Origin of the sequence: Cupriavidus basilensis, from assembly GCF_000876015.1 — a bacterium.
Classification (GTDB): domain Bacteria; phylum Pseudomonadota; class Gammaproteobacteria; order Burkholderiales; family Burkholderiaceae; genus Cupriavidus; species Cupriavidus basilensis_B.
Map to the genome: position 1 here is coordinate 74,848 of NZ_BBQM01000009.1, position 25,902 is coordinate 100,749.

The 25,902-nt window shown below is 70.5% G+C and carries 23 protein-coding genes; 15 read left to right on the plus strand and 8 right to left on the minus strand.

The window, feature by feature from the left end; genetic code table 11:
* The first annotated feature begins 95 nt into the window (after nt 1-95).
* From KF708C_RS05635 to KF708C_RS05670, 8 genes are all read left to right on the plus strand, one after another.
* Nucleotides 96-1,184, plus strand: a complete 1,089-nt coding sequence (locus KF708C_RS05635; protein ID WP_059411017.1) for a WD40/YVTN/BNR-like repeat-containing protein — start codon at nt 96-98, stop codon at nt 1,182-1,184.
* 58 nt (nt 1,185-1,242) lie between these two features.
* Nucleotides 1,243-2,220, plus strand: coding sequence for a DUF72 domain-containing protein (locus tag KF708C_RS05640; RefSeq protein WP_059411018.1), 978 nt, complete (start codon nt 1,243-1,245; stop codon nt 2,218-2,220).
* A 29-nt stretch (nt 2,221-2,249) separates the two neighbouring features.
* A complete protein-coding gene (dbpA, locus tag KF708C_RS05645; RefSeq protein WP_059411021.1) occupies nt 2,250-3,668 on the plus strand; it encodes an ATP-dependent RNA helicase DbpA in 1,419 nt (472 codons plus the stop codon).
* Nucleotides 3,669-3,702: 34 nt separating this feature from the next.
* Nucleotides 3,703-4,551, plus strand: coding sequence for a PA4780 family RIO1-like protein kinase (locus KF708C_RS05650; protein WP_020204656.1), 849 nt, complete (start codon nt 3,703-3,705; stop codon nt 4,549-4,551).
* A gap of 264 nt (nt 4,552-4,815) precedes the next feature.
* Nucleotides 4,816-5,259 carry a CBS domain-containing protein gene (locus KF708C_RS05655; RefSeq protein ID WP_020204655.1) on the plus strand — a complete coding sequence of 148 codons (444 nt, stop codon included), beginning with the start codon at nt 4,816-4,818 and terminating at the stop codon, nt 5,257-5,259.
* A 490-nt stretch (nt 5,260-5,749) separates the two neighbouring features.
* Nucleotides 5,750-7,240, plus strand: coding sequence for an MDR family MFS transporter (locus KF708C_RS05660; protein WP_082079444.1), 1,491 nt, complete (start codon nt 5,750-5,752; stop codon nt 7,238-7,240).
* A gap of 68 nt (nt 7,241-7,308) precedes the next feature.
* Nucleotides 7,309-7,956, plus strand: coding sequence for a glutathione peroxidase (locus tag KF708C_RS05665; RefSeq protein ID WP_059411025.1), 648 nt, complete (start codon nt 7,309-7,311; stop codon nt 7,954-7,956).
* A gap of 149 nt (nt 7,957-8,105) precedes the next feature.
* Entirely contained in the window at nt 8,106-8,897 is a 792-nt protein-coding gene (locus tag KF708C_RS05670; RefSeq protein ID WP_020204649.1) for an MBL fold metallo-hydrolase, read from the plus strand.
* 126 nt (nt 8,898-9,023) lie between these two features.
* Here KF708C_RS05670 and gstA read toward each other — a convergent pair whose 3' ends face one another.
* Nucleotides 9,024-9,650: a glutathione transferase GstA gene (gstA, locus tag KF708C_RS05675; RefSeq protein ID WP_059411029.1), complete on the minus strand. Its 627-nt coding sequence runs from the start codon at nt 9,648-9,650 to the stop codon at nt 9,024-9,026.
* Nucleotides 9,651-9,776: 126 nt separating this feature from the next.
* Here gstA and KF708C_RS05680 point away from each other — a divergent pair, with 126 nt between their 5' ends.
* From KF708C_RS05680 to KF708C_RS05690, 3 genes are all read left to right on the plus strand, one after another.
* On the plus strand, nt 9,777-10,694 hold the full coding sequence (locus KF708C_RS05680) for a LysR family transcriptional regulator (RefSeq protein WP_059411031.1): 918 nt from the start codon (nt 9,777-9,779) through the stop codon (nt 10,692-10,694).
* A 161-nt stretch (nt 10,695-10,855) separates the two neighbouring features.
* On the plus strand, nt 10,856-11,704 hold the full coding sequence (locus tag KF708C_RS05685) for a fumarylacetoacetate hydrolase family protein (RefSeq protein WP_059411033.1): 849 nt from the start codon (nt 10,856-10,858) through the stop codon (nt 11,702-11,704).
* A 531-nt stretch (nt 11,705-12,235) separates the two neighbouring features.
* Nucleotides 12,236-13,549, plus strand: a complete 1,314-nt coding sequence (locus KF708C_RS05690; protein WP_029043944.1) for a M20 aminoacylase family protein — start codon at nt 12,236-12,238, stop codon at nt 13,547-13,549.
* A 368-nt stretch (nt 13,550-13,917) separates the two neighbouring features.
* Here KF708C_RS05690 and KF708C_RS05695 read toward each other — a convergent pair whose 3' ends face one another.
* A complete protein-coding gene (locus KF708C_RS05695) occupies nt 13,918-14,802 on the minus strand; it encodes an AraC family transcriptional regulator (protein WP_059411055.1) in 885 nt (294 codons plus the stop codon).
* Between the two features lie 285 nt (nt 14,803-15,087).
* On the opposite strand from KF708C_RS05695, the gene KF708C_RS05700 reads away from it, so the two are divergent.
* Nucleotides 15,088-16,344 carry an MFS transporter gene (locus KF708C_RS05700; protein ID WP_020204643.1) on the plus strand — a complete coding sequence of 419 codons (1,257 nt, stop codon included), beginning with the start codon at nt 15,088-15,090 and terminating at the stop codon, nt 16,342-16,344.
* 247 nt (nt 16,345-16,591) lie between these two features.
* On the opposite strand, the gene KF708C_RS05705 is transcribed toward KF708C_RS05700, so the two are convergent.
* Nucleotides 16,592-17,656 carry a methyl-accepting chemotaxis protein gene (locus KF708C_RS05705; RefSeq protein WP_059411035.1) on the minus strand — a complete coding sequence of 355 codons (1,065 nt, stop codon included), beginning with the start codon at nt 17,654-17,656 and terminating at the stop codon, nt 16,592-16,594.
* A gap of 168 nt (nt 17,657-17,824) precedes the next feature.
* Nucleotides 17,825-19,159: a M20/M25/M40 family metallo-hydrolase gene (locus tag KF708C_RS05710; RefSeq protein ID WP_020204641.1), complete on the minus strand. Its 1,335-nt coding sequence runs from the start codon at nt 19,157-19,159 to the stop codon at nt 17,825-17,827.
* Nucleotides 19,160-19,607: 448 nt separating this feature from the next.
* On the opposite strand from KF708C_RS05710, the gene KF708C_RS05715 reads away from it, so the two are divergent.
* Together KF708C_RS05715 and KF708C_RS05720 are read left to right on the plus strand one after the other, a co-directional pair.
* Nucleotides 19,608-19,940 (plus strand): hypothetical protein, encoded by a 333-nt coding sequence (locus tag KF708C_RS05715; RefSeq protein WP_020204640.1) that lies wholly within the window; start codon nt 19,608-19,610, stop codon nt 19,938-19,940.
* Between the two features lie 63 nt (nt 19,941-20,003).
* Nucleotides 20,004-20,999 carry a Bug family tripartite tricarboxylate transporter substrate binding protein gene (locus tag KF708C_RS05720; protein WP_059411057.1) on the plus strand — a complete coding sequence of 332 codons (996 nt, stop codon included), beginning with the start codon at nt 20,004-20,006 and terminating at the stop codon, nt 20,997-20,999.
* 14 nt (nt 21,000-21,013) lie between these two features.
* Here the strand turns inward: KF708C_RS05720 and KF708C_RS05725 are convergent, their stop codons facing one another.
* Complete coding sequence (locus KF708C_RS05725) at nt 21,014-21,862, minus strand: response regulator transcription factor (RefSeq protein ID WP_059411037.1); 849 nt, start codon at nt 21,860-21,862, stop codon at nt 21,014-21,016.
* A 311-nt stretch (nt 21,863-22,173) separates the two neighbouring features.
* Here KF708C_RS05725 and KF708C_RS05730 point away from each other — a divergent pair, with 311 nt between their 5' ends.
* Nucleotides 22,174-22,902 (plus strand): response regulator transcription factor, encoded by a 729-nt coding sequence (locus KF708C_RS05730; RefSeq protein WP_020204637.1) that lies wholly within the window; start codon nt 22,174-22,176, stop codon nt 22,900-22,902.
* A gap of 263 nt (nt 22,903-23,165) precedes the next feature.
* Here the strand turns inward: KF708C_RS05730 and KF708C_RS05735 are convergent, their stop codons facing one another.
* The 3 genes from KF708C_RS05735 to minD form a co-directional block, all read right to left on the minus strand.
* Complete coding sequence (locus tag KF708C_RS05735; protein WP_020204636.1) at nt 23,166-24,248, minus strand: porin; 1,083 nt, start codon at nt 24,246-24,248, stop codon at nt 23,166-23,168.
* A gap of 542 nt (nt 24,249-24,790) precedes the next feature.
* Nucleotides 24,791-25,045 carry a cell division topological specificity factor MinE gene (gene minE / locus KF708C_RS05740; protein ID WP_006164360.1) on the minus strand — a complete coding sequence of 85 codons (255 nt, stop codon included), beginning with the start codon at nt 25,043-25,045 and terminating at the stop codon, nt 24,791-24,793.
* 15 nt (nt 25,046-25,060) lie between these two features.
* A complete protein-coding gene (gene minD / locus KF708C_RS05745) occupies nt 25,061-25,876 on the minus strand; it encodes a septum site-determining protein MinD (protein ID WP_020204635.1) in 816 nt (271 codons plus the stop codon).
* Nucleotides 25,877-25,902: the final 26 nt, after the last annotated feature.

A 25,902-nucleotide genomic window follows, 5' to 3' on the forward strand; every position in this document is an offset into this window, starting at 1 on the left:
GCGCGATCCCGCGCGCATTCCCGGCAGAATTTCCTAGACTGCTAAGGATCGGCCCCGCCGCCGGCCATGTGCCGGCTCTAGTACAGGAGTCCGGCATGAGCGACCAGCTTCTCGTTGGCACCGGCAAGGGCCTGTTCATGTGGCGGCGCGACGGCGCGGGCGGCTGGCGGCAGGCGGCCGTGCATTTCCTCGGCGCGCCGGTGAGCGCGGCGCTGGCCGATCCGCGCAGCGGCACGCTCTATGCGGCACTTGGGCGCGGGCGCGGCGTGCGGCTGTGGCGGCGCCGGCCGCGCGACGCGGACTGGGACGGCTGCGGCCTGCCGGCCTACCCGCCGCAACTGGTGTCGGGCGCCGGGCCGGGCGGGCTCGCGCTGCAGCGCATCTGGGTGCTCGAGGCGGGCGGGCCGGACGACCCCGGCGCGCTGTGGGCGGGCACCATGCCGGGCGGCCTGTTCCGCTCGGCCGACGAAGGCGGCAACTGGGCGCTGAACCGGCCGCTGTGGGAACGTCCCGAGCGCCGCGCGTGGGCCGGCCACGGCTGCGAGGTGCCGGGCATCCACTCGGTCTGCGTGGATCCGCACGACAGCCGCCACGTCACCATCGCGGTGTCGTGCGGCGGCGTGTGGCAGACGCGGGACAGCGGCATCAGCTGGGTCCGCACCGTCACCGGCATGGCGCCGTCGCGCGACGAGCACGGCCAGCACCAGGACCCGCTGCGGCTGGTGCAGTGCGCGGGACACGCGCATGCCATGTGGGTGCAGCACCGCGGCGGCATGTTCCGCTCCGGCGACGCGGGCATGACGTGGCAGCGCCTGCGCGCGGGCACGGCGGGCATGCTGGGCACGGCGGGCTTCGGCCTGACGGTGGCGGCGCATCCGCATCGGCCCAACACGGCGTGGTTCGTGCCGCTGGCCGCCGACCACTGCCGCGTGCCCGTGGACGGCCGGCTGGCGGTCAGCCGCACGCGCGACGGCGGGCGCAGCTTCGAGCCCTGCGACGACGGCCTGCCCGCCGCGCCGGCCTACGACGTGGTCGACCGCCACGGGCTGGCGGTGGACAATAGCGGCGAATGCCTGGCGCTGGGTTCCACCACCGGCAGCCTGTGGATGTCGGAGAATGGCGGCGAGCACTGGAAGCTGCTGACGGCGCATCTGCCGCCGGTGCACTGCCTGCGTTTCTGCTGAATCCGCTTTCCGGTTTTTCTTTCTTCTTGCTTTGCCTTTCTGACAAGGATGCGCGCGCATGGCTGGAACCAGTGCCGGGAAAAAGAACGCGGCGGCGGCCGCACAGAGCGTCCAGAGCGCCCGCGTCGGCATCGGCGGCTGGAACTTCGCGCCGTGGCGCGGCAGCTTCTATCCGGCGAAGCTGGTGCAGAGCCGGGAGCTCGAATACGCCAGCCGCCACCTCACCGCCATCGAGATCAACAGCACCTATCACGGCACGCAGAAGCGCACCTCGTTCGCCAGGTGGCGCGACGAGACGCCCGACGATTTCGTGTTCTCGCTCAAGGCCTCGCGCTTCGCCACCAACCGCCGCGTGCTGGCCGAGGCGGGCGAGTCGGTCGAGCGCTTCCTGGACAGCGGCATCGCCGAGCTGGGCGACAAGCTCGGCCCCGTGGTGTGGCAGTTCGCGCCGACGAAACCGTTCGAGGCGGAGGACTTCGAGGCCTTCCTCGCGCTGCTGCCCGATGCGGTGGAAGGCCGCAGGCTGCGCCACGTGCTCGACGTGCGGCACGACAGCTTCATGACGCCGGACTATCTCAGGCTCGCGCGCAAGTACAAGGCCGCCACGGTGTTTACCGATTCGCCGAAGTTCCCGTCGTTCGCCGACCTCACCGCCGACTTCGTCTACGCGCGGCTGATGTGCAGCAGCGAGAAGATCGGGACCGGCTACGCGCCGGCGGACCTCGATGCGTGGCGCGCCCGCGTGCAGGCCTGGGCCGCGGGCGGCGCGCCCGAAGACCTGCCGCGCGTGGAAGGCAAGGCCGCGGCCGCGCGCGGGGGCGAGGTCTTCGTCTTCTTCATCAACGGCGCCAAGGAGCGCGCGCCCGCGGCGGCCGGCGCGCTGCTGGCGCGCCTGGGATGGGCGCCGCCGCCGTGGGACGAAGGCGGCAAGGCCGGCGGCAAGACCGGTACCGAAGTCGTCACCGGGACCGCAATCAAGACCACCGTCAGGACCACTACCAAGACCGCCGCCAAGGCCCGCGGCGCAGCCAAATGAGGGCGGGCGCCAGCCCGCTATAATCCGGCATGAACTCAAGCCCCGAATCCGCCGCGGCGTCTGCCGCCGGCGCCTCTTTCTCCCGGTTGCCCCTTTCGCCCGCCACGCTGGCGACGCTCGAGCAGCTCGGCTACCAGACCATGACGCCGATCCAGGCCGCCAGCCTGCCGGTGGCGCTGGCCGGCCAGGATCTGATCGCGCAGGCCAAGACCGGCAGCGGCAAGACCGCCGCGTTCGCGCTGGCGCTGCTCAACCGGCTCGACGCGCGCCGCTTCGACGTGCAGGCGCTGGTGCTGTGCCCCACGCGCGAGCTGGCCGACCAGGTCACGCAGGAGATCCGCCGCCTGGCGCGCGCCGAGGAGAACATCAAGATCCTGACGCTGTGCGGCGGCACGCCGATGCGCCCGCAGGTCGACAGCCTGGCGCATGGCGCACATATCGCCGTGGGCACGCCGGGGCGCATCATGGATCACCTGGAGCGCGGCACGCTGGTGCTCGACGGGCTCAACACGCTGGTGCTCGACGAAGCCGACCGCATGCTCGACATGGGCTTCTTCGACGACATCGCGCACGTGGCGCGCCAGTGCCCCAAGGAACGCCAGACGCTGCTGTTCTCGGCCACCTATCCCGAGGGCATCGCGCGGCTGAGCCAGCAGTTCCTGCGCAAGCCGCACGAGATCAAGCTCAAGGAGCAGCACGACGACAGCAAGATCCGCCAGCGCTTCTACGAGGTCGAGGAAGGCCAGCGCCTGAACGCGGTGGCGCTGCTGCTCAACCACTACCGCCCGGTCAGCACGCTGGCGTTCTGCAACACCAAGGCGCGCTGCCGCGACCTGGTGGAGCTGCTGCGCGCGCAGGGCTTCGAGGCGCTGGCGCTGCACGGCGAGCTGGAGCAGCGCGAGCGCGACCAGGTGCTGGTGCAGTTCGCCAACCGCAGCTGCTCGGTGCTGGTGGCCACCGACGTGGCCGCGCGCGGCCTCGACATCGCGCAGCTGGAGGCGGTCATCAACGTCGACGTCACGCCCGACCCCGAGGTCTACGTCCACCGCATCGGCCGCACCGGCCGCGCCGACCAGGACGGCATGGCGCTGAGCCTGGCCAGCATGAACGAGATGGGCCGCGTGGGCAACATCGAGCAGCAGCTCGGCGTGGAGATGGAATGGCAGCCGCTGTCCGCGCTGGCGCCGGCCAGCAGCGAGCGCCTGCTGCCGCCGATGGTCACGCTGCAGATCCTCGGCGGGCGCAAGGAGAAGATGCGCCCCGGCGACATCCTCGGCGCGCTCACCGGCGAGGCCGGCTACGCCAAGGAGCAGATCGGCAAGATCAATGTGATGGAGATGTCCACCTACGTGGCGGTGGCGCGCGGCATCGGCCGCGAGGCCGTGCGCAAGCTCAACGATGGCAAGGTCAAGGGCAAGCGCGTGAAAGTGCGCATGCTGACCGAGTGAGGGCGGCGCGCCGGCTGCCGCGGGGCCGCGCCCGATGAAGACGCCGAAGCGGCTGCAGCCGCTGGTCGAGGAAGGCCTGGTCGACGAAGTGATGCGCCAGCTCATGAGCGGCAAGGAAGCCACCGTCTACGTGGTGCGCTGCGGCGGCGAGATCCGCTGCGCCAAGGTCTACAAGGACGCGGCGCAGCGCAGCTTCCGCCAGGCCGCGACCTACCAGGAAGGGCGCAAGGTCAAGAACAGCCGGCAGGCGCGCGCGATGGAAAAAGGCTCGCGCTACGGCCGCAAGGTGGCCGAGGAAGCCTGGCACAACGCCGAGGTGGACGCGCTGTACCGCCTGGCCGCCGCCGGCGTGCGCGTGCCCACGCCCTACCTGTGCTTCGAGGGCGTGCTGCTGATGGAGCTGGTGGTGGACGCCGCCGGCAATGCCGCGCCGCGCCTGAACGACGTGGCGCTGGACGAGGCCACGGCGCTGGCCTTCCACGACGCGCTGCTCGGCCAGGTGGTGCGCATGCTGTGCGCTGGCGTGGTGCACGGCGACCTGTCCGAGTTCAACATCCTGGTCGATGCCGAAGGCCCGGTCATCATCGACCTGCCGCAGGCGGTGGACGCCGCCGGCAACAACGACGCCAGCGCCATGCTCGAGCGCGACGTGGACAACCTCGCCTTCTACTTCGGCCAGTTCGCGCCGCAACTCAACGGCACGCGCTACGGCAAGGAAATCTGGGCGCTCTACCAGGCCGGCCTGCTGCATCCCGGCATCGCGCTGAGCGGCCAGGTGGCGGTCGACGACACGCCCGTGGACGTGGACGCGGTGCTGCAGGAAGTCGAGGACGTGCGCCTCGAGGAAGAAGCGCGCCTGCGCTACCTGCAAAGCGCGGAGTAAGCCGCCGGCGTTGCTGCTGCCGTTACCCGCCGCGCACCATGCCGGCGCGGGCCGCCGCCGTTGTTCATTTCCCTGCATTCTGGTCTGAAGCGTTTTTACAAAGATTCGTGGGCGTCACCCTGTAAGACGCGCGCCGCGAGTGCTAATCTGAAAGCGCCGGGCCGCGCCGCGCAAGACTTGCGCGCGTGGCCCGACGCACCCGCCGGCGCGCGGGCGGTGGCAAATCGAGGCTGCAAATCCTTCGGACGGAACAAGGAGTGGGTGATGAAAACCGCACGGCAGGTTCTGGAATCCAAGCCGACCCAGGCTATCTACAGCATCACGCCCGGCGCCACGGTGTATGCCGCGCTGCAGCTGATGGCGGAAAAGGGCATCGGCGCGCTGCTGGTGATCGCGCAGGGCGACATCGTCGGCATCCTCAGCGAGCGCGACTACGCGCGCAAGGTGATCCTGATGCAGCGCACCTCGCGCGAGACCTTCGTGCGCGACATCATGACCTCGGCGGTCATCTACGTGCGCGCCGAGCAGAGCACCGACGAATGCATGGCGCTGATGACCCAGCACCGCCTGCGCCACCTGCCCGTGATGGACGGCGACAAGCTGATCGGCATGCTGTCCATCGGCGACCTCGTGAAGGACATCATCTCCGAGCAGAAATTCATCATCGAGCAGCTCGAGCACTACATCACCGGCAGCGTGCACCCGTAGCGCCGCCCTCGCCGACCCGCAGCCGACGTCCGTCCGGACGGCGGCCGCGGGTCGCGCGCGACACTTCCCCCGCTGAATCCGGCACGCCGCGTTCCGTCCGCGGTCATGCGCAATCGCGCGCAACGGTGCGCAACGATGCGCAACCGTGCCGCGGCAAGCCCCCAAAACACGCCAACGTCCGGCAACGCGCCGCGGCGGCCCTCCGCGCAAGCGCGCAAACCGAGTTAGCCTTGCACTTGATATTCAGTATCCGCATATAATTATGCGTTCGCTGAATTAGGCCGGCCCGCCGCGCGCAAGCGCAGCACCGGGTACGCACTAGCTCGGCTGAACTCCCTGTTGCGGCCATGTTCGCTGCTGTACGCCGGCAAACGCCACACGTTGCCGGCGGTTCGCCGCGGGCGGCCGTCCGGCCTACGCGTTCCCGCCCGCCCCGATGCCAGCCTCCGCTTCCGCCCCCGCCACGCCCGCCCTGAGCCACCAGGACATCATGCGCGTGATCGGCGGCATCATCCTCTGCATCCTGCTTGCCTCGCTCGACCAGACCGTGGTCATCCCGGCGGTGCCCGCCATCGCCAACGACCTGAACGGCTTCGGGCACCTGTCGTGGATCGTCACGGCCTACCTGATCACCTCCACGGTATCCACGCCGCTGTACGGCAAGCTGTCCGACAGCTACGGCCGGCGGCGCCTGCTGATGCTGGCCATCGCCCTGTTCATCCTGGCCTCGGTGGCCTGCGCGATGGCCGCGTCGCTGGAGCAGCTGATCCTGTTCCGCGCCTTGCAGGGCATCGGCGGCGGCGGTTTGATGTCGCTCGCGCAGGCGGCCATCGCCGACGTGGTGGCGCCGCGCCAGCGCGGGCGCTACCAGGGCTACCTCGCCACGGTGTGGGCGGTGGCGTCGATCGCCGGCCCGCTGGTGGGCGGCTGGACCTCGGACCACCTCTCGTGGCGCTGGCTGTTCTGGATCAACGTGCCGCTCGGCGTGCTGGCGATGTTCATGTGCCACCGCGGCCTGAGCCAGCTGCAGGCGCGCGGCGGCGCGGCGCGCGTGGACTGGGGCGGCGCGCTGCTGCTCACGGTGTCGATCGTGGCCTTCCTGCTGGCGATGAGCTGGGGCGGCGACGTCTACGACTGGGTGTCGCCGCAGATCGCCGGGCTGGCGCTGCTGGCGGTGGCCGCGCTGGCCGGGCTGGTCTGGCAGGAGCGCCGCGCGGCGGACCCGATGCTGCCGCCGCGCCTGTTCGGCAACCGCGCCTACGTGCTGGGCGTGGCCGCGTCGGCGATGGCGGCGCTCAACATCTTCCTGTGCATCTTCGCGCTGCCGCTGCATTTCCAGCTGGTGCGCGGCGCCGGCGCGGCGCAGTCGGGCCTGCTGGTGGTGCCGTTCCTGCTGTCCACGGTGGCCGGCAACTTCGTGGTGGCCGGGCTGGCGCCGCGGCTGGGGCGCATGCGCGGCATCCTGACCGGCGGCTTCATCGCCGCCGCGCTGGGCCTGCTGGGGCTGGTGGCGGTCTCGCCCGGCACGCCGGTGGCGCTGGAGCTGCTGGCCATGACGGTGGCCGGCGTGGGCCTGGGCATGACGATGGTCGGCACGCTGATGAGCGTGCAGAACGTGCTCGAGCGCCGCGATACCGGCGCCGGCACCGGCGCGCTGCTGGTGCTGCGCTCGCTGGGCAGCGCCTTCGGCGGCGCGCTGGCGGGCACGCTGCTGACGCTGGCCTTCCACAACGCGCTGCATGCCTCGGGCGTGACGCAGGCGCTGGACCTGGGCGCGCTGCGCCACGGCAGCGAGACGCTGGCGCGGCTCTCGCCGGCGGTGCGCGACACGCTCACCGGCGGCGTGGAGACCGGCTTCCGGCTGATCTTCGCCGGTGGCGCGCTGGCCGCGCTGCTGGCGCTGGCGATCGTGCGGCGCATGCCGGACGCGGAGCTGCGCAGCAGCGTGACCGAGCACGGCGCCGCGCTGGCGATGGATTGAGGGGCCCGGCGCATCGTTGCCCGCGGGTCGGCGTAAACTACGCTCACCCTGATCCCGGAGTGCCCTCCATGCGCCGTCTTCCCGCCCAGCGCCCGCGCGCGCTGCGTTCGACCACCGTATCGACCGCCGCGCTGGCCGGCGCGCTGGCGCTCGCCGCGGCCGCCGCCGTCGTGACGCCGCGCCCGGCGCGCGCCGCCGATGCGCCCACGCCCGCGGCCCAGCCCGCGGGCGCCTGCCCGGCCGCGCTCAATTTCAAGTTTCCGCGCCTGCAGGACGAGGCGCCGCAGAACCTGTGCCAGTACGCCGGCAAGGTGGTGCTGGTGGTCAACACCGCCAGCTACTGCGGCTTCACCCCGCAGTACGAAGGGCTGGAGGCGCTCTACGCCAAGTACCGCGAGCGCGGCCTGGTGGTGCTGGGCTTCCCGTCCAACGACTTCTCGCAGGAGCCGGGCTCGTCCAAGGAGATCGCGGACTTCTGCTACAACACCTACGGCGTCAAGTTCCCGATGCTGGGCAAGTCGCACGTGCGCGGCAGCGAGGCCAATCCTATGTACGCGCTGCTGGCGAAGGCGTCCGGCACCACGCCGAAGTGGAATTTCTACAAGTACCTGATCGACCGCAACGGCGAGGTGGCGGGCAGCTTCAACAGCGCGACCAAGCCGGACGACAAGCAGTTCGTCGGCAAGATCGAGCAGTTGCTGAACGCCACGCGCTAGCCGGCCGCCCGCCGCCGGCGCGCCGGCGGCGGGCGCCATACCCGATCCGGCGCCGGATTCGGCACCCGATTCCACCGTTCCTTGATCCGCGTCAAGCCGCCACCGCGCCGCCGTCGCTACTTTCGCCGCTTTGGGGAGAGACAAGAGCGATGGCCATCACGCTGTACGACGCCGGCGGACACACCTGCCTGATGTTTTCCGACCTGGTCGAGGAAGAGCACGGCGAGGTGGTGCAGACCAACCAGTTCCTGGTGGTGGACCACGGCCACGGCGCGCTGATCGACCCCGGCGGGCAGATGACCTACAGCGAGCTGTACCTCGCCATCGGCCGCTACTTCCCGCCCAAGCAGCTCGACTACGTGCTCGCCTCGCACGCCGATCCGGACATCGTCGCCTCGGTCGGGCGCTGGCTCTCCGCCTCCGACAGCCGCATCGCGATCTCGCGCGTGTGGGCGCGCTTCCTGCCGCATTTCTGCCAGGCCGGCCGCACCGAGGGGCGCATCATCTCCATCCCCGACGCCGGCATGCCGATCGCGCTCGGCCAGAGCACGCTGCTGGCGGTGCCGGCGCACTTCCTGCACTCGGAAGGCAACTTCCAGTTCTACGACCCGGTCAGCAAGATCCTGTTCTCGGGCGACCTCGGCGCGGCCCTGACCAGCGCGAGCGAGGCCAGCGAAACGGTGCGCGATTTCGATGCCCACACGCGCGCCATGCTGCCCTTCCACCAGCGCTACATGAGCGGCAACCGCGCGTGCCGGCTGTGGGCCAACATGGCGCGCGGGCTCGACATCGAGTGGATCGTGCCGCAGCACGGCCCGTCGTTCCGCGGCAAGGCGATGGTGACGCAGTTCATCGACTGGGTGGCCACGCTGGCGTGCGGGCTGGACCTGCTGAGCCAGGACGACTACCGGCTGCCGCCCATGCCCGCGGCGCGCGCCTGACGCCGGGCCGTCCGCGGGACCGGCGCCGGTCCGCCCCGCTCGCGTCCGGCCGCGCCATCGATTGCGCTCGATCGCGCTCGGTCGCACTCAACCGTGTCCAGCCGCGCCGGCCGCGCCCGGTCCCGCTCAATCGCGCGCCAGCCCTTCGGCCACCAGCGCCTCGCGCACGCGGGGCCGCGCCGCCACGCGCGACAGGTAGGCCTGCAGCGCCGGATACGGGTTCAGCGGCATGCGCAGGATCGTGGCCCAGTTGACGATGGCGAAGCCGTACGCATCCGCCACGCCGAAGCGGTCGCCGGCCAGGTAGTCGCGCGTGGCGAGGTGGCGGTCGAGCTCGGCGAAGCGCAGCGCCACCTTGGCCTTGCACGCCTCGCGCGTGCTCTCGGCGGTTTCCTTGTGCCACAGCCACGGGCTGAACACCTTGTGCAGCTCGGTGGAGACCAGCGTGAGCCAGCCCACCGCCTCCAGCCGCGCCACCGTGCCGGCCGGCGGCAGCAGCGCGGCGGCGGGCGCGAGGTCGGCCACGTACTGCAGCAGCGAGGCGGCCTCGGTGTGGCGCGAGCCGTCGTCCAGTTGCAGCATCGGCACGTAGCCGCGCGGGCTGACCGCGTAGAAATCGGTGCTGCCGTTCTCGGCCTCGGCCAGCGTGTGGGTGGCGAGGTCCACCTTGGCCAGCGTGAACGGCAGGCCCGCTTCGCACAGCGCGATATGGACGGCGAGCGAGCAGGCGCCGGGGGTGTAGTAGAGCTTCATCGGGATGATTCCTCTTGGAGGCTTCGGGGTTTGCCGCCACGGCTTGTGACGGGCGTGCGGGCAGTCTAGGATTGCGGATATGCAATCGCAATGCGCGCGGCTGCAAGCAATCAATGCGGATCTGCAATGCCCTACCAACTGACCTCCCCGGATCTCGACATCGTGCTGGCGCTGGTGCGCGGCGCGACCCTGGCCGAGGCCGGGCGGCGGCTCGGGCTCGACGCCTCCACCGTGTTCCGCGCCCTGCAGCGCATCGAGAAAGGCCTGGGCCGGCGCCTGTTCGAGCGCAGCCGCGCGGGCTACCTCGCCACCGAACTGGCGCAGCAGTTCGCCCAGCACGCCGAGCGCATCGAGGCCGAGCTGGGAGCGGCGCGCGCGCAGGCGTCGGTGAGCGCGGGCACGGTCACGGGGCTGGTGCGCATCACCACCACCGACACCGTGCTGCACGGCATGGTGCTGCCGGCGCTGGCGCCGCTCGGGCGCGCCCATCCCGGCCTGAGCTTCGAGCTGACCGCCACCAACGAACTCGCCAGCCTGACCCGGCGCGATGCCGACATCGCCGTGCGCGCCACGCGGCAGCCGCCCGACCACCTGATCGGCCGGCGGCTCGGCCCGCTGCGCGTGGCGGTGTTCGCCTCGCGCGAGCTGCTCGCCGCGGCGGGCGTGGCGCCGCCGCGCGACGGCGGCAGCGTGACGCCGGCGGCATTGGCCGCCCTGCCCTGGACCGCGCCCGACGAAGCCATGCCCGACCATCCTTCGGTGCGCTGGCGCCGCAGGCACCTGCCGCGCGTGTCGCCGCAGTACCGCGTCAACAGCATCGCCGGCGTGGTGGAGGTCATCGAAGGCGGACTCGGCATCGGCATCATCTCGCTGATGATCGGGCGCCGCAGCGGCCGGCTGGTGCAGCTCACCGGAGCGCTCGACGAATGCGACACCGACCTGTGGCTGCTGACCCATCCCGAGTCGCGCCACCTGCGCCGCATCGCCACCGTGGTCGCGCATCTCGCCGGGCACGTGCGGCTCGACGGGCAGGCGGACGAATGAGGTGGACCGATAAAGTGGACCGATAAAGTGGACCGATAAGGCGGACGGATAAGCGTGCCGCCGCCAATGCGGATATGCTGCGCCGGTGAGCCGAAAGCGGGCAGCCAAAAGAAAGTCCGCCGGCCGTTCCGTCACCAAAGCCAAGCCAAGGAGAAACAACGATGAAACTGGTACGTGTGGGCAAGCCCGGCGCCGAGCGCCCGGGACTGATCGATGCCGAGGGCCGCGTGCGCGACCTGTCGGGCGTGATCGACGGCCTGGGGCCGCAGCAACTGTCGGCCGGGGCGCTGGCGAAGCTGGCCGCGCTCGACCCGGCCGCGCTGCCGGTGGTGCAGGGCGAGCGCTTCGGCGTGCCCTGGAGCGGCATCGGCAAGATCGTGGCGATCGGCCTGAACTACGCCGACCACGCCGCCGAGGCCGGCATGCCGCTGCCGGCCGAGCCCATCGTCTTCCTCAAGGCCAACAGCTCGCTCAACGGCCCCGACGACGCGGTGATGCTGCCGCGCGGCTCGGTGAAGACCGACTGGGAAGTGGAACTGGGCGTGGTAATCGGCAAGCTCGCGCGCGACGTCTCGCGCGAGGAAGCGCTCTCGCACGTGGCCGGCTACTGCGTGGTCAACGACGTCTCCGAGCGTGAATTCCAGATCGAGCGCGGCGGCACCTGGGACAAGGGCAAGGGCTGCGACACCTTCTGCCCGGTCGGCCCGTGGCTGGTCACGCGCGACGAAGTGGCCGACCCGCAGGCGCTCGGCCTGTGGCTGGACGTGAACGGCGAGCGCGTGCAGAAGGGCAGCACCGCCACGATGGTGTTCGACGTGGCCACGCTGGTGAGCTACGTCAGCCGCTTCATGACGCTGCACCCGGGCGACCTGATCTGCACCGGCACGCCGCCGGGCGTGGGCATGGGCTTCAAGCCGCCGCGCTACCTCAAGGCCGGCGACCGCATGCGCCTGGGCATCGACGGCCTCGGCGAGCAGGCGCAGACGGTGGTGGCCTACGCCAAGGGGTGACGCCGCCGGCCGGTGCGTCATCGCGATGGCGACGCACCGGCCGGTGCGTGCGAAGTGGCGGCGAAGGAAAAGCGAAGGAAAAGCGAAGGGAAGGGCGGCCAGCGATCGGCCGCTTTTTTCTTTGCTGCCGCGCTTTGCTTTGGCGCATGGTTTTCTCCCCTCTCCCGCCCGGCGGGACAGGGGCCGGGGGAGAGGGCCGGCGCCCGCCGAAGCCACCGCGATCGCATCGCCCCGCACCCGCATGACGCCACGCGCGCAACGCAAACGGAGCACTCCGCATCGAAGCTGTACCGCCGGCGACACCTCATGCCGGCAAGCCACGCGGCAGGCCATCCCCAGGAAAACCGCCGCGGGAAACGGCGGCTTGTGATCCCATCCCCCGCCGCGAGTTCCCCCTGTGATCCCCGCGCGCGCAAACCGTCCCCCGTTCGCAACACTTCCCGCGCGATTTCGCTACAAAGGGTTAAACCGTTTGCGCTCCCCGGCCAGCGTGAAATACTGTTTTCTATACGCCTCGAACACGAGCCCGCCATGTCAGAACACGCCCCCGAACTGATGGAGTCACTGCTCGCCGACTCCGATCCCGATTCCGCTTTTTCCCGCCCGCAATCAAGCCCATCTTCCGGTCCATCCTCCGGCTGCGCTTCCGGCCCTTCCGTCTTCTCCGCCCGCGTTGCCCGCTTCTGCGAACTCGCCGACACCGTCGACAGCCGCGACGAGCTCGAAGCCATCCGCCACAGCATCCACCAGCATCCGGAACTCGCCTTCGACGAAGTGCGCACCGCCGAGCTGGTCGCCAGCCAGCTCGAAGGCTGGGGCTACGAGGTGACGCGCCACGTCGGCGGCACCGGCGTGGTCGGCCGCCTGCGCCAGGGCGACAGCCCGCGCACCGTCGGCGTGCGCGCCGACATGGACGCGCTGCCGATCCACGAGCGCACCGGCCTGCCCTACGCCAGCCTCAACGCCGGCAAGATGCATGCGTGCGGGCACGACGGCCACACCACCGTGCTGCTGGGCGCCGCGCGCCAGCTTGCGCGCACGCGCAATTTCAACGGCACCGTGCACCTGATCTTCCAGCCCGCCGAGGAAATCGGCGCGGGCGGCGGCGCCGAGCGCATGCTGGCCGACGGCCTGTTCGAGCGCTTCCCGTGCGACGCGATCTTCGGCCTGCACAACCATCCCGGCGTGGAGACCGGCACCTTCATGTTCCGCAGCGGGCCGTTCATGGCCGCCTGCGATACGGTGGCCATCACCATCCGCGGCAAGGGCGGCCACGCCGCGCGCCCGCACCAGTCGATCGACCCGATCCTGGTCGCCGGCAGCCTGGTGATGGCGCTGCAGAGCGTGGTCTCGCGCAACGTCGACCCCAACGAGACCGCGGTAGTCACCATCGGCACGCTGCACGCCGGCCACGCGCCCAACGTGATCCCGGAAAGCGCCAAGCTCGAACTGAGCGTGCGCTCGTTCAACCCGGACGTGCGCCGCACGCTGGAAGCGCGCATCACGCGGCTGGTGACGTCGCACGTGGAAGGTTATGGCGCCACCGTGGAGATCGACTACATCCGCGGCTACCCGGTGCTGGTCAACAGCGAGCGCGAGACCGAGTTTGCCCGGCAGGTGGCCGAGGAACTGGTCGGCCCGGACAAGGTGGTGGGGCATTTCCCGCTGATCGCCGGCAGCGAGGACTTCGCCTACTTCCTGCAGCAGCGCCCGGGCTGCTTCGTGCGCATGGGCAACGGCACCGGCCAGCCGCTGCTGCACAACGCCGGCTACGACTTCAACGACGAGAACCTGACGATCGGCGCGGCGTATTGGACGCGGCTGGTGGAGCGGTATCTGGCGTGACCCGCGGGTGCCGCGCCGGAGTGCGGCGACGGCGCGGCGATGGAGTGACGATGACATGGCGGCAGCGCGGCGTCGGGGCCGGTCCGCGCCCGGCCGCGGCGCACGTCTTCGCGCCGGCATGGCGTGCGGGTTTTCGTGAATTTCGCTATTAACGGCCGTACCTGCATCAGCCATGCCGGGCCTGCGGGCGTCGTGCCGGGAATGTCTGGCGGCGGGGTTCGCGGTCCGGGATCTTGGCTGCCGGTCCGGCTGTCGCCGGCCAGAGTTTGCCGGCCGTGCGCGCCTGCCAGGTACGCGGCAGGCCAAGCAGGCAGGCTCGGGCACGCAGTCCCGGGTACGCGGCGAGGCATCCCCGGCCGGTGCCGGAGCTACCTGAAGAAAGCGCTCGGCGGCACGCCGAACTGCTTGCGGAACATCGTCGAGAAGGCGCTCGGGCTGTCGTAGCCGAGGTCGAGCGCCACGTCCACCACCTTGGCCCCCGCGGCCAGCCCTTCAAGCGCGGCCAGCAGCCGTGCCTGCTGGCGCCACTGCCCGAACGTCATGCCGGTCTCGCGCGCGAAACGGCGCTGGATGGTCTTGGGGTCCATGCCGAGCCGTTCGCCCCACTGCGCCAGCGTGAGCGCCGTGTCGGGCGCGCCGACGATGGCCTCGCAGATCTGGCGCAGGCCGGCGTCGGCCGGGCGCGGCAGGTGCAGGGGCAGGGTGGGCACCAGCATCACTTCGTCCAGCAGCAGCCGCATCAGGCGCCCGTCGCGCGAATCGGCCTTGTAGGGAATCAGGATGTCGATGGCGGCGAGGATCAGCTCGCGCAGCAGCGGGCTGATGCCGAGCACGGTGCAGCGCGTGGGCAGGTCGGCGGCGGCGTCGGGGCGGATGTAGGCGGTGCGCATGCGCACGTGGCCGACCATGCGGATCCAGTGCACGGTGCCGCCCGGCATCCACATGCCGCGCGTGGGCGGCACGATCCACTGGCCCTCGGCGGTGGCGACCACCATCACGCCGTGCACGGCATGGACCAGCTGCGCGTGCGGATGCTGGTGGGGCTTGGTGACATGGCCGGGCAGGTAGTCGGCCGCCATCGCGGTGACGGGCATGGGGCCGCGGTCGTAGCGCAGGTAGGCCGGCGCGGCGCTGTGGGTGTCGGCGCGGTCCTCGGCGTGGGCCGGGAGGTGTGGTGCGAGGTGCGGCGCGAGGTGGGGAGGGCGGTGTGACGGATCGAGGGGATCGGGCGGCGCGAGCGGCATGCCGGGCATGCCGGACGGCGGCGTGGCCGGCGCGCCATCCGCATCATCCGCGCGCGCGCGGGCGGTGGCCGGGCGGCGGCGCTGGCCGGTCGTGGCGGTAATGGCAGTAGCGGTGGTAGCGGCAGTAGCGGCGGTCGTGGCTGCGGTAGCCGCGGCGGCTGCGGTGGCGGGACGGCGCGGCATGTCCTTTTCTCCAAGGTTCTGGCCCTATTCTCGCAGGACAGGCGCCATCGCGCCAATTAGCATGGCTGCCAGATTCCCAATCTTGTTGTCTCTCCAGCCCCCGACTCCATCATGAGCAGCCGCATCGACACCGCGCCAGGCGGCGCGACCGCCTCGCCGCAGGGCCAGGCGCAGCCTTCCCACAGTACGCAGTCCGCCGAGCGGACCGGTTTCCGCGTGCTGTCGGCGATCAGCTTTTCGCATTTCCTCAACGACATGATCCAGTCGCTGATCCTGGCCATCTATCCGATGCTCAAGGGCGGCTTCAACCTCAGCTTCACGCAGATCGGCCTGCTGACGCTGACGTACCAGATCACGGCGTCGCTGCTGCAGCCGGTGGTGGGCCTGTACACCGACAAGCATCCCAAGCCGAAGTCGCTGCCGATCGGCATGGGCTTCACGCTGTGCGGGCTGCTGCTGCTGTCGGTGGCGCCGACCTACGGCGTGCTGCTGGTGGCGGCCGCGCTGGTGGGCACGGGTTCCTCGATCTTCCATCCGGAGTCGTCGCGCGTGGCGCGCATGGCCTCGGGCGGCCAGCACGGGCTGGCGCAGTCGATCTTCCAGGTCGGCGGCAACGCCGGCAGCGCGGCGGGCCCGCTGCTGGCCGCGGCGATCGTGCACCGGCAGAGCAGCCTGGCGTGGTTCTCGGTGGCGGCGCTGCTGGCCATCGCCGTGCTGTGGCAGATCGGCGGCTGGTACGGCCGCGAGCTGGCCCACACCGCGCGCAAGCGCAAGGCCGCCGCCGCCGTCTCGCCGCTGCCGCGCAGCACCGTGGTGCGCGCCATGATCGTGCTGATGCTGCTGGTGTTCTCCAAGTATTTCTACATGGCGAGCCTGAACACCTACTACACGTTCTACCTGATGGAGCGCTTCGGCCTGGACCGCCAGAGCTCGCAGATCTACCTGTTCGCGTTCCTGTTCGCGGTGGCGGCCGGCACCATCCTGGGCGGCCCGATCGGCGACCGCATCGGCCGCAAGCGCGTGATCTGGGCGTCGATCCTCGGCGTGGCGCCGTTCACGCTGATGCTGCCGCACGCCAACCTGTTCTGGACCGGCGTGCTGTCGTTCATCATCGGCTTCATCCTGGCCTCGGCATTCTCGGCCATCCTGGTGTTCGCGCAGGAGCTGATCCCGGGCAAGGTGGGCATGGTGTCGGGCCTGTTCTTCGGCTTCGCCTTCGGCATGGGCGGCATCGGCGCCGCGGTGCTGGGCACGCTGGCCGACGCGCACGGCATCGAGATGGTCTACCAGCTGTGCGCGTTCCTGCCGCTGCTGGGCCTGCTGGCGGTGTTCCTGCCCGACCTGGGCGGGCGCAGGAAAGCGGCCTGAAGCTGACCTGAAACGGGTTTGAAGCTTGCCCGGCGGCGGCCCGAAAGCGCGGCCCGGCGGCGGCCCGAAGCCCACCTGAAACCGGACCGATCCGGCAGCCGGAGCCCGCCGGAAATCCGCCGGCCAGCTTCCGCCGGCGCGGGCGCGGCGCACTCGCAAGTGGCGTGAGGCGCACCGCAATGGCGGCGGCGCATGCCGCGCGCACCACGGCGGTGCGCGTGGCCGGCCGCGCCGGCGCCCGCCGCTTTCAGGCGCGCCGCGCCGCGCGGCCGGGCTGCTGCTGCTGGACGATCACGCCATACCAGCCCAGCCCGGCGTAGGTTTCGTAGCCGGGCGTGCGCGCGAACGCCACCAGCGCGCCGTCGGGCGCCTCGTACCAGCCGGCGGGATTGCCCTGGTCCTGCAGCGCGAAGGTCTCGGCCAGCGCGCCGGCGCCGTCGGAGGCGGCGATCACGCGGTGCTGCGCGTCCACCAGCAGGCAGCGGGTGCGCTGCCAGTCCTCGGCCGACAGGCGCACGCCGCCGACCACGGCCTGCGCCTGCGGCGCCCAGTTGAAGAAGATCGCCAGCACGCCCTGCGGCGCGCCGTCCGCGCGGCCGCCGGCGCGGATCGCGGTGGCGTAGGTGGCCACGCTGGCGTTGTCGAGGAAGCGCGAGACGGTGATGTCGTGCGCGACGTAGTCGTCGCCGGAGCGGGTCGCCATGGCGCGCTGGAACCAGTCCACGCCGCGCACGACGCGCCCGGCCACGCCCGGGTAGTTGCGCGGGCGGCCGTTGGCGATGACGCGGCCCTGCGCGTCGATCACCCAGAGATCGAGATATACCGTGTAGCTGTTGAGGATGACGCCGAGGCGCTCGCTGGCGAAGGCGGCGGCCGCGCCGTCGCCGGGCCGGCTCGCGGCGGCCACGATGGCCGCGTCGGTGGCCCACCAGCGCACGTCGCAGGAGCGCTCGTAGAGGTTGCGGTCGATCACGTCGATCATGTTCAGCGCCAGGTCGGCCAGGCGCTGGCCCTGGTGGCCGCGCATCTGGCGGATCATGGCGTCGCCCAGTTGCGTCAGCTCGGCGATCGAGCCGCCCAGCTCCGTGGTGAGCTCGCCGGTGATGCCGGAGATGCGTTCCGAGACGTGCTTGACCTGGTTGGCCACCACGCTGAAGCCCCGGCCGGCCTCGCCGGCGCGCGCGGCTTCGATGAGCGCGTTCAGCGCCAGGAACCGGGTTTCGCGGTTGATCTCGGCAATGCTGGAGATCTTGTTGTCCGCGATTGTGCCCACGTGATGGGACAGCTCGACGATGCGTTCCGCGCTTGCCATACGGTATCTCCCATTCAGATCACTGACCCGCCAGGCGCGAGGCGTGTGCTGTGAGGAGATGGCGGTATCCCGGCCGCACCGGTTGTCCTGTCCCGCGCCTGGTGAATCACCATAGGCGAGAAACGTGCCAGCCCGGACGCATGGCCCGGGCCGGTCCGGCGGAGAGGTTCAGCGCCCGGTCTTGTCCTGCGACACGTCCATGATCATGCGCGTGAGCAGGTACAGGCGCGGCGTGACCGAGTTCAGGTCGACGTACTCGGCGTCGTTCGAGTGCGCGCCGAAGCCGCGCAGGCCGAAGCGCTCGATCACCGGCGCCTTGGTCGCCGCGGCGGCGAAGGCCGCGTCGGTGCCGCCGCCTTCGGCGGTGTCGTAGACCAGCAGCTTCTCGCCGATCTCGCCGTACACGCCCTGCGCGTGCGCGGCCAGCTTGCGCGCCGCGTCGGTGACTTCGAGCGGCGGGCGGCGGCGCTCGAACTTCACCTCGACGCGGGTATCGGGGATGAGCTGCTTCTTCACGCGCTCCTGCAGCGTGTGCTCCAGGCCGTCGTAGTCGGCCGTGCGCAGCACGCGCACGTCGGCCTGCGCGGTGGCGATGGCGGGAATCACGTTGCGGTTGGTGCCGGCCGACGAGATCGTCCAGTTCACCTTGAGGCCGGTGTCCGGGTTGGACAGGTCGCGCATCTGCAGGATCTGGTGCGAGAGCTCGTACAGCGCGTTGCGGCCCTGCTCGGGCGCGCTGCCCGCGTGCGAGGACTTGCCGTGCACGGTCAGCGAGATCGCGCCGATGCCGCTGGTGGCCAGCGACAGCCGGTCGCCGGTCACGCGCGTGGCCTCGCACGAGAACACCGCGTCCTGCTGGCTGCCCATCTTGGTCAACATCGCGCGCGCGCCCGGCGAGCTGATTTCCTCGTCGCCGTTGATCAGCACGGTGAGCGTGCCGTAGTCCTTGAAGCCCATCTTCTGCAGGATCGCCACGGTGTGCAGGATCACGGCCACGCCGTTCTTGTCGTCGGCGATGCCCAGGCCGTAGGCGCGGTCGCCGTCGACGCGGAACGGCTGCTGCGCCAGCATGCCGCGCAGGTAGACCGTGTCCATGTGGCCGATCAGCATGATGTTGCGTTTTCCGGTGCCCTTGAACTGGGCCATCACCATCTTGCCCACGTCCTTGGGCGTGTCTTCCATGCGGTAGACGTCGGCCGGCGCGATCAGTTGCGCCTCGCCGCCGAGCGCGGCCAGGCGGTCGCGGATCAGCGCGGCGATGCGGTCCAGGCCCTCGATGTCCTTGCTGCCCGACTCGATCGAGACCAGGTCCTTGAGGGTGGCGATCAGCGCCGGCTTTTCCTGCTGCGACAACTGGTAGGCCGGCTCGACCGGCGCGGCCTGGGCGGCTTGCGCGGCGCCGGCGCAGAGCAGGGCGGCGAGCCTCAGCGAGGGGCGCAGCGAAGCACGGGCCGCCGGGCGGCGCAAGGACGCGCCGGAGCGCGGGCGGATGGACAGGGGCATGCGGGTGGTCTCCGGAATGAGCGGGGTGAAAAGCGAAGAGGGTAACAGCGCGGGCCGCCGTATGGGTAGCGAACGCGGCGGCGGGCAGCAGGCGCGCCATTGCGCGCGCCGGCGTGCGGGCAGACTCGCGGATGAACGGCTGTGCCGCTTGCAGGCTTCGTGCCCGGGCCGGTTGCGGCGACGGTCGGCGTGCCGCTGCCGCTGCCGCTGCCGCTGACACCGACACCGACACCGACACCGACACCGATGCCGATGCCGATGCCGATGCCACCGGCACGGCACCCGGTCCGCCGTGCGGGGCCGGGGTGGAATCGCTTCCCAATCTGCTCCCAACCGGCCCTGAACAGGCCCCCAACCAGCCCCGAACAGACGCGAAACCGGCGCACGGAAGCGCTCCTGCAACAGGTCGACCCGGCGGAAATGAAACCCGCCCCGTTTTTGCGGCATCATGGCGGGCATGACGTCCGTTGCGCCTCCTTCCCATCCCAAGCCCGCGCCCGCCATCCGCGCCGCCTGCGGGCACTGTCTCGCGCTGGCCGCCGATCCGCGCCGGCGCGAGCCGCACGAGCGCCTGGCGCTCAAGCACACCGCGCCGCTGGTGAGCCAGAGCGCCGCCGGCGTGCCGTTCAGCATGCTGACCTTCACCTGCCGCGAATGCGGCACGACGTGGCGGCTGTACGACCGCGCCAACGAACTGTTCGTGTCGTGGGTGCCCGAGTGCGCGCTGGAACCCGCGGAACCGGGCTCCGGCCCGCGCGGTGGCGCGCCGGCGATCGGCTAGAATCGGTCCTTCGTTTTCCATCCTCTCCGCGGTCCCGCCACCGCCGTGCCTGCCATGTCCGCCATGCCCGCTTTCCGCCGAATTTCCCTGCTGGCCGCCGCCGCGTCCGCCATCGCGGCGAGCCTGTCTGCCGGTCCCGCCGCCGCCGCCACCGCCGATGCCTACCCCTCGCGCCCGATCCGCCTGATCGTGGCCTATCCCACCGGCGGCATCAGCGACGCCGTGGCGCGCGCGCTCGGCGAGCGCCTGTCGGCGCAGATGGGCGGCTCGGTGGTGGTGGAGAACAAGGCCGGCGCCGGCGGCAGCATCGGCATCGACGCCGTGGCCAAGGCCGCGCCGGACGGCTACACGCTGGGCTTCGCCTCGACCAGCCCGCTCACGCTCACCCCGCACGTGGGCCACGTCAACTACGACCCGCAGCGCGACATCGCGCCGGTGATGAGCGTGATGTACTCGCCGGTGCTGGTGGTCGCCACGCCGAGCTTCGCCGGCAAGTCGTTCCAGGACCTGCTGGCGCAGGCCAAGACCCGACCCGGTTCGGTGCGCTGGGCCACCTCGGGCCTCGGCACGATCGGCCACGTCATGCTGGAGCAGGTCAAGTCCAAGGCCCATGCCGACCTGACACTGATCCCCTACAAGGGCGCCGGCCAGCAGATGAACGACGCGCTCGGCGGCCAGTTCGAGGTGATGAGCACCAACGCCAGCCCGATGCTGACCCAGCACATGGAGGCCGGCCGCCTGCGCGCGCTGGCGGTGGGCGCGCCCAGGCGCATCGCCTCGCTGGCGGGCGTGCCCACGCTGGCCGAACTCGGCTACCCCAAGGCCAACCTGACCTCGACCTTCGGCATCTTCGCGCCGGCGCGCACGCCGCCGGCCATCATCGCCCGGCTCAACGCCGAACTGAACAAGGCGCTGGCCGAGCCCGAGGTGCGCGAGCGCCTGCTCAAGGGCGGCGAAGTGCCCACCGGCGGCACCGCCGCGCAGTTCGCCGCGGCGATCCGCGCCGAGTACGACGACAACGCGCGCATCGTCAAGGAAGCCGGCATCAAGGCCGACTGAGCGGCCATCGCGGATCATCGGACGGCCCCGCTGGCGCCGCCCCGGCTGCGGCTGCCGCGCTCCGGCCGGCCGGCGCCCGCGGGTGTATCGGCGGGTTCGGACGCGGCGATTGGCGCGGCGATTGGCGCGGCGTCCGACGCAACGACCGATGCGGCAGCCAGCGCGTCAGCCGGCGCAACCGCCGGCATAACGAGGTCGAGCCGGCACCCGATCGCATATACCGACGACAGCCGCACGCCGTTGCGCGGCTGCAGCGCCAGCTTGGCGCGCAGGCGCGACAGGTGGCTGTCCAGCGTGCGCGAGCCGCGCGGCATCGCGCACCGCCACACCGCCAGTTCGACGGCCCGGCGCAGCAGCAGTTGCCCGGCATGGCGGAACAGCAGCACCGCCAGCTCGAATTCCTTGGGCGACAGCCTGACCTGCCGGCCGCCGACGAAGGCGCGCCGCTCGTCCAGCGCGAAGCGGTAGGGGCCGAGTTCGAGCCGGTCGCGCCGCGGCGCCGGCACGCGCCGCAGCAGCGCCTGCACGCGCGCCGCCAGCTCGGCGCCGCGCACCGGCGCGGGCACCACGGCATCGGCGCCGAGCGCGATGCATTCGGCGATGTGCGCCTCGCCGCCGCGCCCGCCCAGCACCATCACCGGCAGCGCCCCGCCCAGCGCGCGCCGTATCCACAGCAGCACGTCGCGCGCGGGGATGCCGGGAATCTCCCACGCCAGCAGCAGCAACGCGCAGGGCTCGCTGCGCAGCGCCTGCATCAGCGCGCGGCCTTCGCGGAAGCGCGCGGTGTCGTGCCCGCCCAGCGCGAGCATCTGCTCCAGCCGCAAGGCCCGGGCCGGGTCGTCCTCCAGTATCGCGATTCGCATGCGGCGTCTCCTGGCGCGGCAGGGGTGCCGCTTTGCCAATGATCGTGCGGCCGCCGCCGCGGCGGAATGCGAAAACTCTCATATGCCGGCCCGCCGTCCGGGCATGTAATGGCATGGAGCCCCCGCATTGCCGGGCATGCCGGGGCGCCGGCGCACCGGCCGCCGCGAGATCCGGTGCGTGAAATCCGGCGCGTGAAATCCGGCGCGCGAGATCCGGCGCGCGAGATCCGGCGCATGAGATCCGGTTTGCGAGATCAATGCGCGAGATCGATGCACGAGACCAACCAACGCGAGACCGGCCAGCTATGGGAATGAAGATCGCTTCACTGGAAGACCATCCCGCCGAGGCGGCCCTGATCCGGCGGATCCTGGGCGAGGCGGGGCACGACTGCATGACCTTCGGGCGCAGCCGCGAGATGCTGCTGCGCCTGCGCGAGGAGAACTTCGACCTGCTGCTGCTCGACTGGCACCTGCCCGACCTGTCCGGCAAGGAGGTTCTGACCTGGGTGCGGGCCAACCTCGACCGCCGCGTGCCGGTGATGTTCGTGACCGGCCGCAGCGCCGAGGAAGACATCGTCGACGGCCTCGCCACCGGCGCCGACGACTACATGCTCAAGCCGGTGCGGCGCGGCGAGCTGCTGGCGCGCACCGCGTCCCTGCTGCGGCGCGCCTACCCGGAGCCCGGCAGCGGCTGCGCGCGCGTGGCGCTGGCCGGCTACGTGTTCGATTGCGCCGCGCGCACGGTGGTGCGCGGCGCCACGCCGCTGCGGCTCACGCCGAAGGAGTTCGACCTCGCCGTGCTGCTGTTCCGCAACGAGGGCCGCATCGTGTCGCGCGACCATATCGTGGCGGCGGTGTGGGGGCGCGAGATCTCGCCGCTGTCGCGCACCATCGACACGCACATGTCGCGCGTGCGCAGCAAGCTGGGGCTGGCGCCCGAGCACGGGCTGCGGCTGCTGCCGGTCTACACGCACGGCTACCGGCTCGAGCTGGTGCCGGCCACGGCGTGGGGTCGCGCGAGAGCGGGGGATAGCGGGTGAGGGAGGGCGAGGAGGGCGAGGAGGGCGAGGAGGGCGAGGGCGAGCGAAACGCCGGGACGGCGGCCCGTACGCGGATGCGGATGTGCAGCTGGCCCGCGCATGGCTTGCCCGGCTGCCGCCGCCACTGTCATGCCCATCGCCGATGCCGCCGATGCCCGCCAAAAGCAAGAAAGCCCCCGAAGGGGCTTTCTTGTCGGCTGGAACCTGAAGTGTCCCCGCGTGGGGCGGGGACTTGCCCGTGAAGGCAATCAGGCCAGGAACGATCAGAAAATGTGGCGGATGCCCAGGGCTGCGCCGGTCTGGTTGTTCCTGCCCGGCAGTTCGGTCTGCGTGCCGCCGGTCAGCTTGTTGTAGTCCACGGTGCCGTAGACCTGGGTGCGCTTGGACAGCGAGTACTCGGCCAGCAGCACGCCGGTGTAGCGGTTGCCTGCGTTGTTCGCCACGCCGTTCGCGTCCTTGACGTGGTCGCCGTAGAACACGCCGGTCAGCGCCAGGGCCGGGGTCAGCTGATAGGTCAGACCCAGGTAGCCGATCATGTCCTTGCGCGGGTTGGCCGTGAAGTTGCCGGCCGGCACCGCGTTGGCGCTGCCTGCGGCCAGCGCGTCGCCGTTCAGGCTGGCGTCGACCGAGCCGGTGCGGTCCTTGCCACCGACGTAGCCGAGGAACACCTTGGCCGGGCCGATGCTGTACTTGCCGGACGCGCCCCACATCTGCTGCTTGTTGCCGTTGGCGTCACGGGTTTCCTGGAACACGGCGCCGACGCCGAACGGACCGAACGTGTACGCGGCGCGGGTACCCCAGTACTGCGACGAGGTGAAGCTGCCCGCCTTCTCGCCGAAGCCGTAGCTGGCGCCGACGTTCAGGCCGCCGAACTTGCCGTCGTAGCTGACCACGTTGTTGTTGCGGAAGTTGGTCAGGAAGAACGGCCAGGCGTTGCCGGTGTAGTTGCCGATGGTCAGCGGATCGTAGTCGCCGAAGAAGTTGAAGCCTTCGGTGTACTGGCGGCCCAGCTTGATGGTGCCGAAATCACCCGACAGGCCCACGTAGGCCTGGCGACCGAACAGGCTGTTGTTCTGGTTGGCGCGGCCGGTATCGGGATCGAAGCCGTTTTCCAGCTGGAAGATCGCCTTCAGGTTGTTACCCAGGGCTTCGGCGCCCTTGATGCCCCAGCGGCTGTTGGTGATGGCACCGTTGGTCAGCTGGAACTGGTTGTCGTTGGCACCGTTCGAGTTGCTGGTGTAACGGATGCTCTGGTCGACGATACCGTACAGGGTAACGGACGACTGAGCGTAGGCGCTGCCGGCCAGCAGCGTGCCAATTGCGAGGGTCAGGGCTGATTTCTTCATAGTGCTCCTTTTCTGTTCTGTCGTGTCCGCTGCCGGATCACGGTGGCGGACGGGTTTACGTTTCGTGTAAACGCCGCGAAAATTTAACAAAACGGAAAAGATTAGGACACTAATGGACGTTGTTGGCCGCCTCTAAGCGGGCAAATGGTGCAAAAACCGTTGTGATGCCGCGACAAAACGACAAAATGGTGCAGCGCGAAATGACCGTGGTGCAGCCTGCTTACCCCGCCGTGGGAGGGCTTTCAGCCCGGTTTTCCGGGGCTCGGGTTGGCTGAGGAACCGGGTCGGCCGAGACGGCGCGCGAGGCCGGCAGCGAAGCGCGGCGAGGCCGGCGCCTGGCGAGCCGCCGTGACGCCGCATCGGGCGGCTTGCCGGCGCGCCCGGCCAACGCACCCGGCCAACGCACCCGGCCAACGCGCTAGGTCGACGCGCTAGGTCGACGCGCCTAACACGCGCCCGATCACGCACCCAGTCAACGCACCCGGTCAGGCCCAGTCAGGCGCGCTCAACGAACCCGCTCAACGAAGCCGGGATGCGGGGCATCAGCCCTGCGGGATCTCGATCTTGACCTCGAGCACCTCCAGGTTGTCCTGGCGCTCGAGGCTCACGCGCAGGTCCTGGTCGCTGATTTTCACGTATTTCGAAATGACCGCGACCAGTTCGCGCTGCAGGGCGGGCAGGTAGTCGGCCGGCGCCGAATGGCCGGTGCGTTCGTGGGCGAGAATGATCTGGAGCCGCTCCTTGGCAACGGAGGCGGATTTCTTTTTCTCGCCGAGCAGGAAGGACAGGATCGACATGGTGGCAGGCCCTCCTTACTTGTTGCCGAAGATGCGGGAGAGCAGCCCCGGCTTCTGGTAGTCGGTGAAGCGCATCGGCTTGTCCTTGCCCAGGAAGCGGTCGACCACGTCGCCGTAGGCGTCGGCCACGTCGCTGCCTTCCAGGTGGATGGCCGGCGTGCCCTGGTTGGAGGCGTGCAGCACCGCCTCCGACTCCGGCACCACGCCGATGAGCTTGATGCGCAGGATTTCCTGGATGTCGGTCAGCGACAGCATCTCGCCGCCGTGCACGCGCTTGGGGTTGTAGCGCGTGATCAGCAGGTGTTCCTTGATCGGCTCGCCGCCTTCGCTGGCGCGCTTGGTCTTGGACGCCAGGATGCCCAGGATGCGGTCCGAGTCGCGCACCGAGGACACTTCCGGGTTGGTCACGACCAGCGCCTCGTCGGCGAAATACATGGCCAGCAGCGCGCCCGACTCGATGCCCGCGGGCGAGTCGCACACGATGTACTCGAAGCCCATCTCGACCAGGCCGTTGATGACCTTTTCCACGCCTTCCTTGGTCAGCGCGTCCTTGTCGCGCGTCTGCGAGGCCGGCAGGATGAACAGGTTCTCGCACTTCTTGTCCTTGATCAGGGCCTGGTTCAGGTTGGCCTCGCCCTGCACCACGTTGACCAGGTCGTACACCACGCGGCGCTCGCAGCCCATGATCAGGTCGAGGTTGCGCAGGCCGACGTCGAAGTCGATCACGGCAGTCTTGTGGCCACGCAGGGCCAGCCCGGCGGAGAAGCTGGCGCTGGTGGTGGTCTTGCCTACGCCTCCCTTGCCGGAGGTCACAACGATGATTTTTGCCATGGCTCTTGGATCCAGTAATGGTTGAA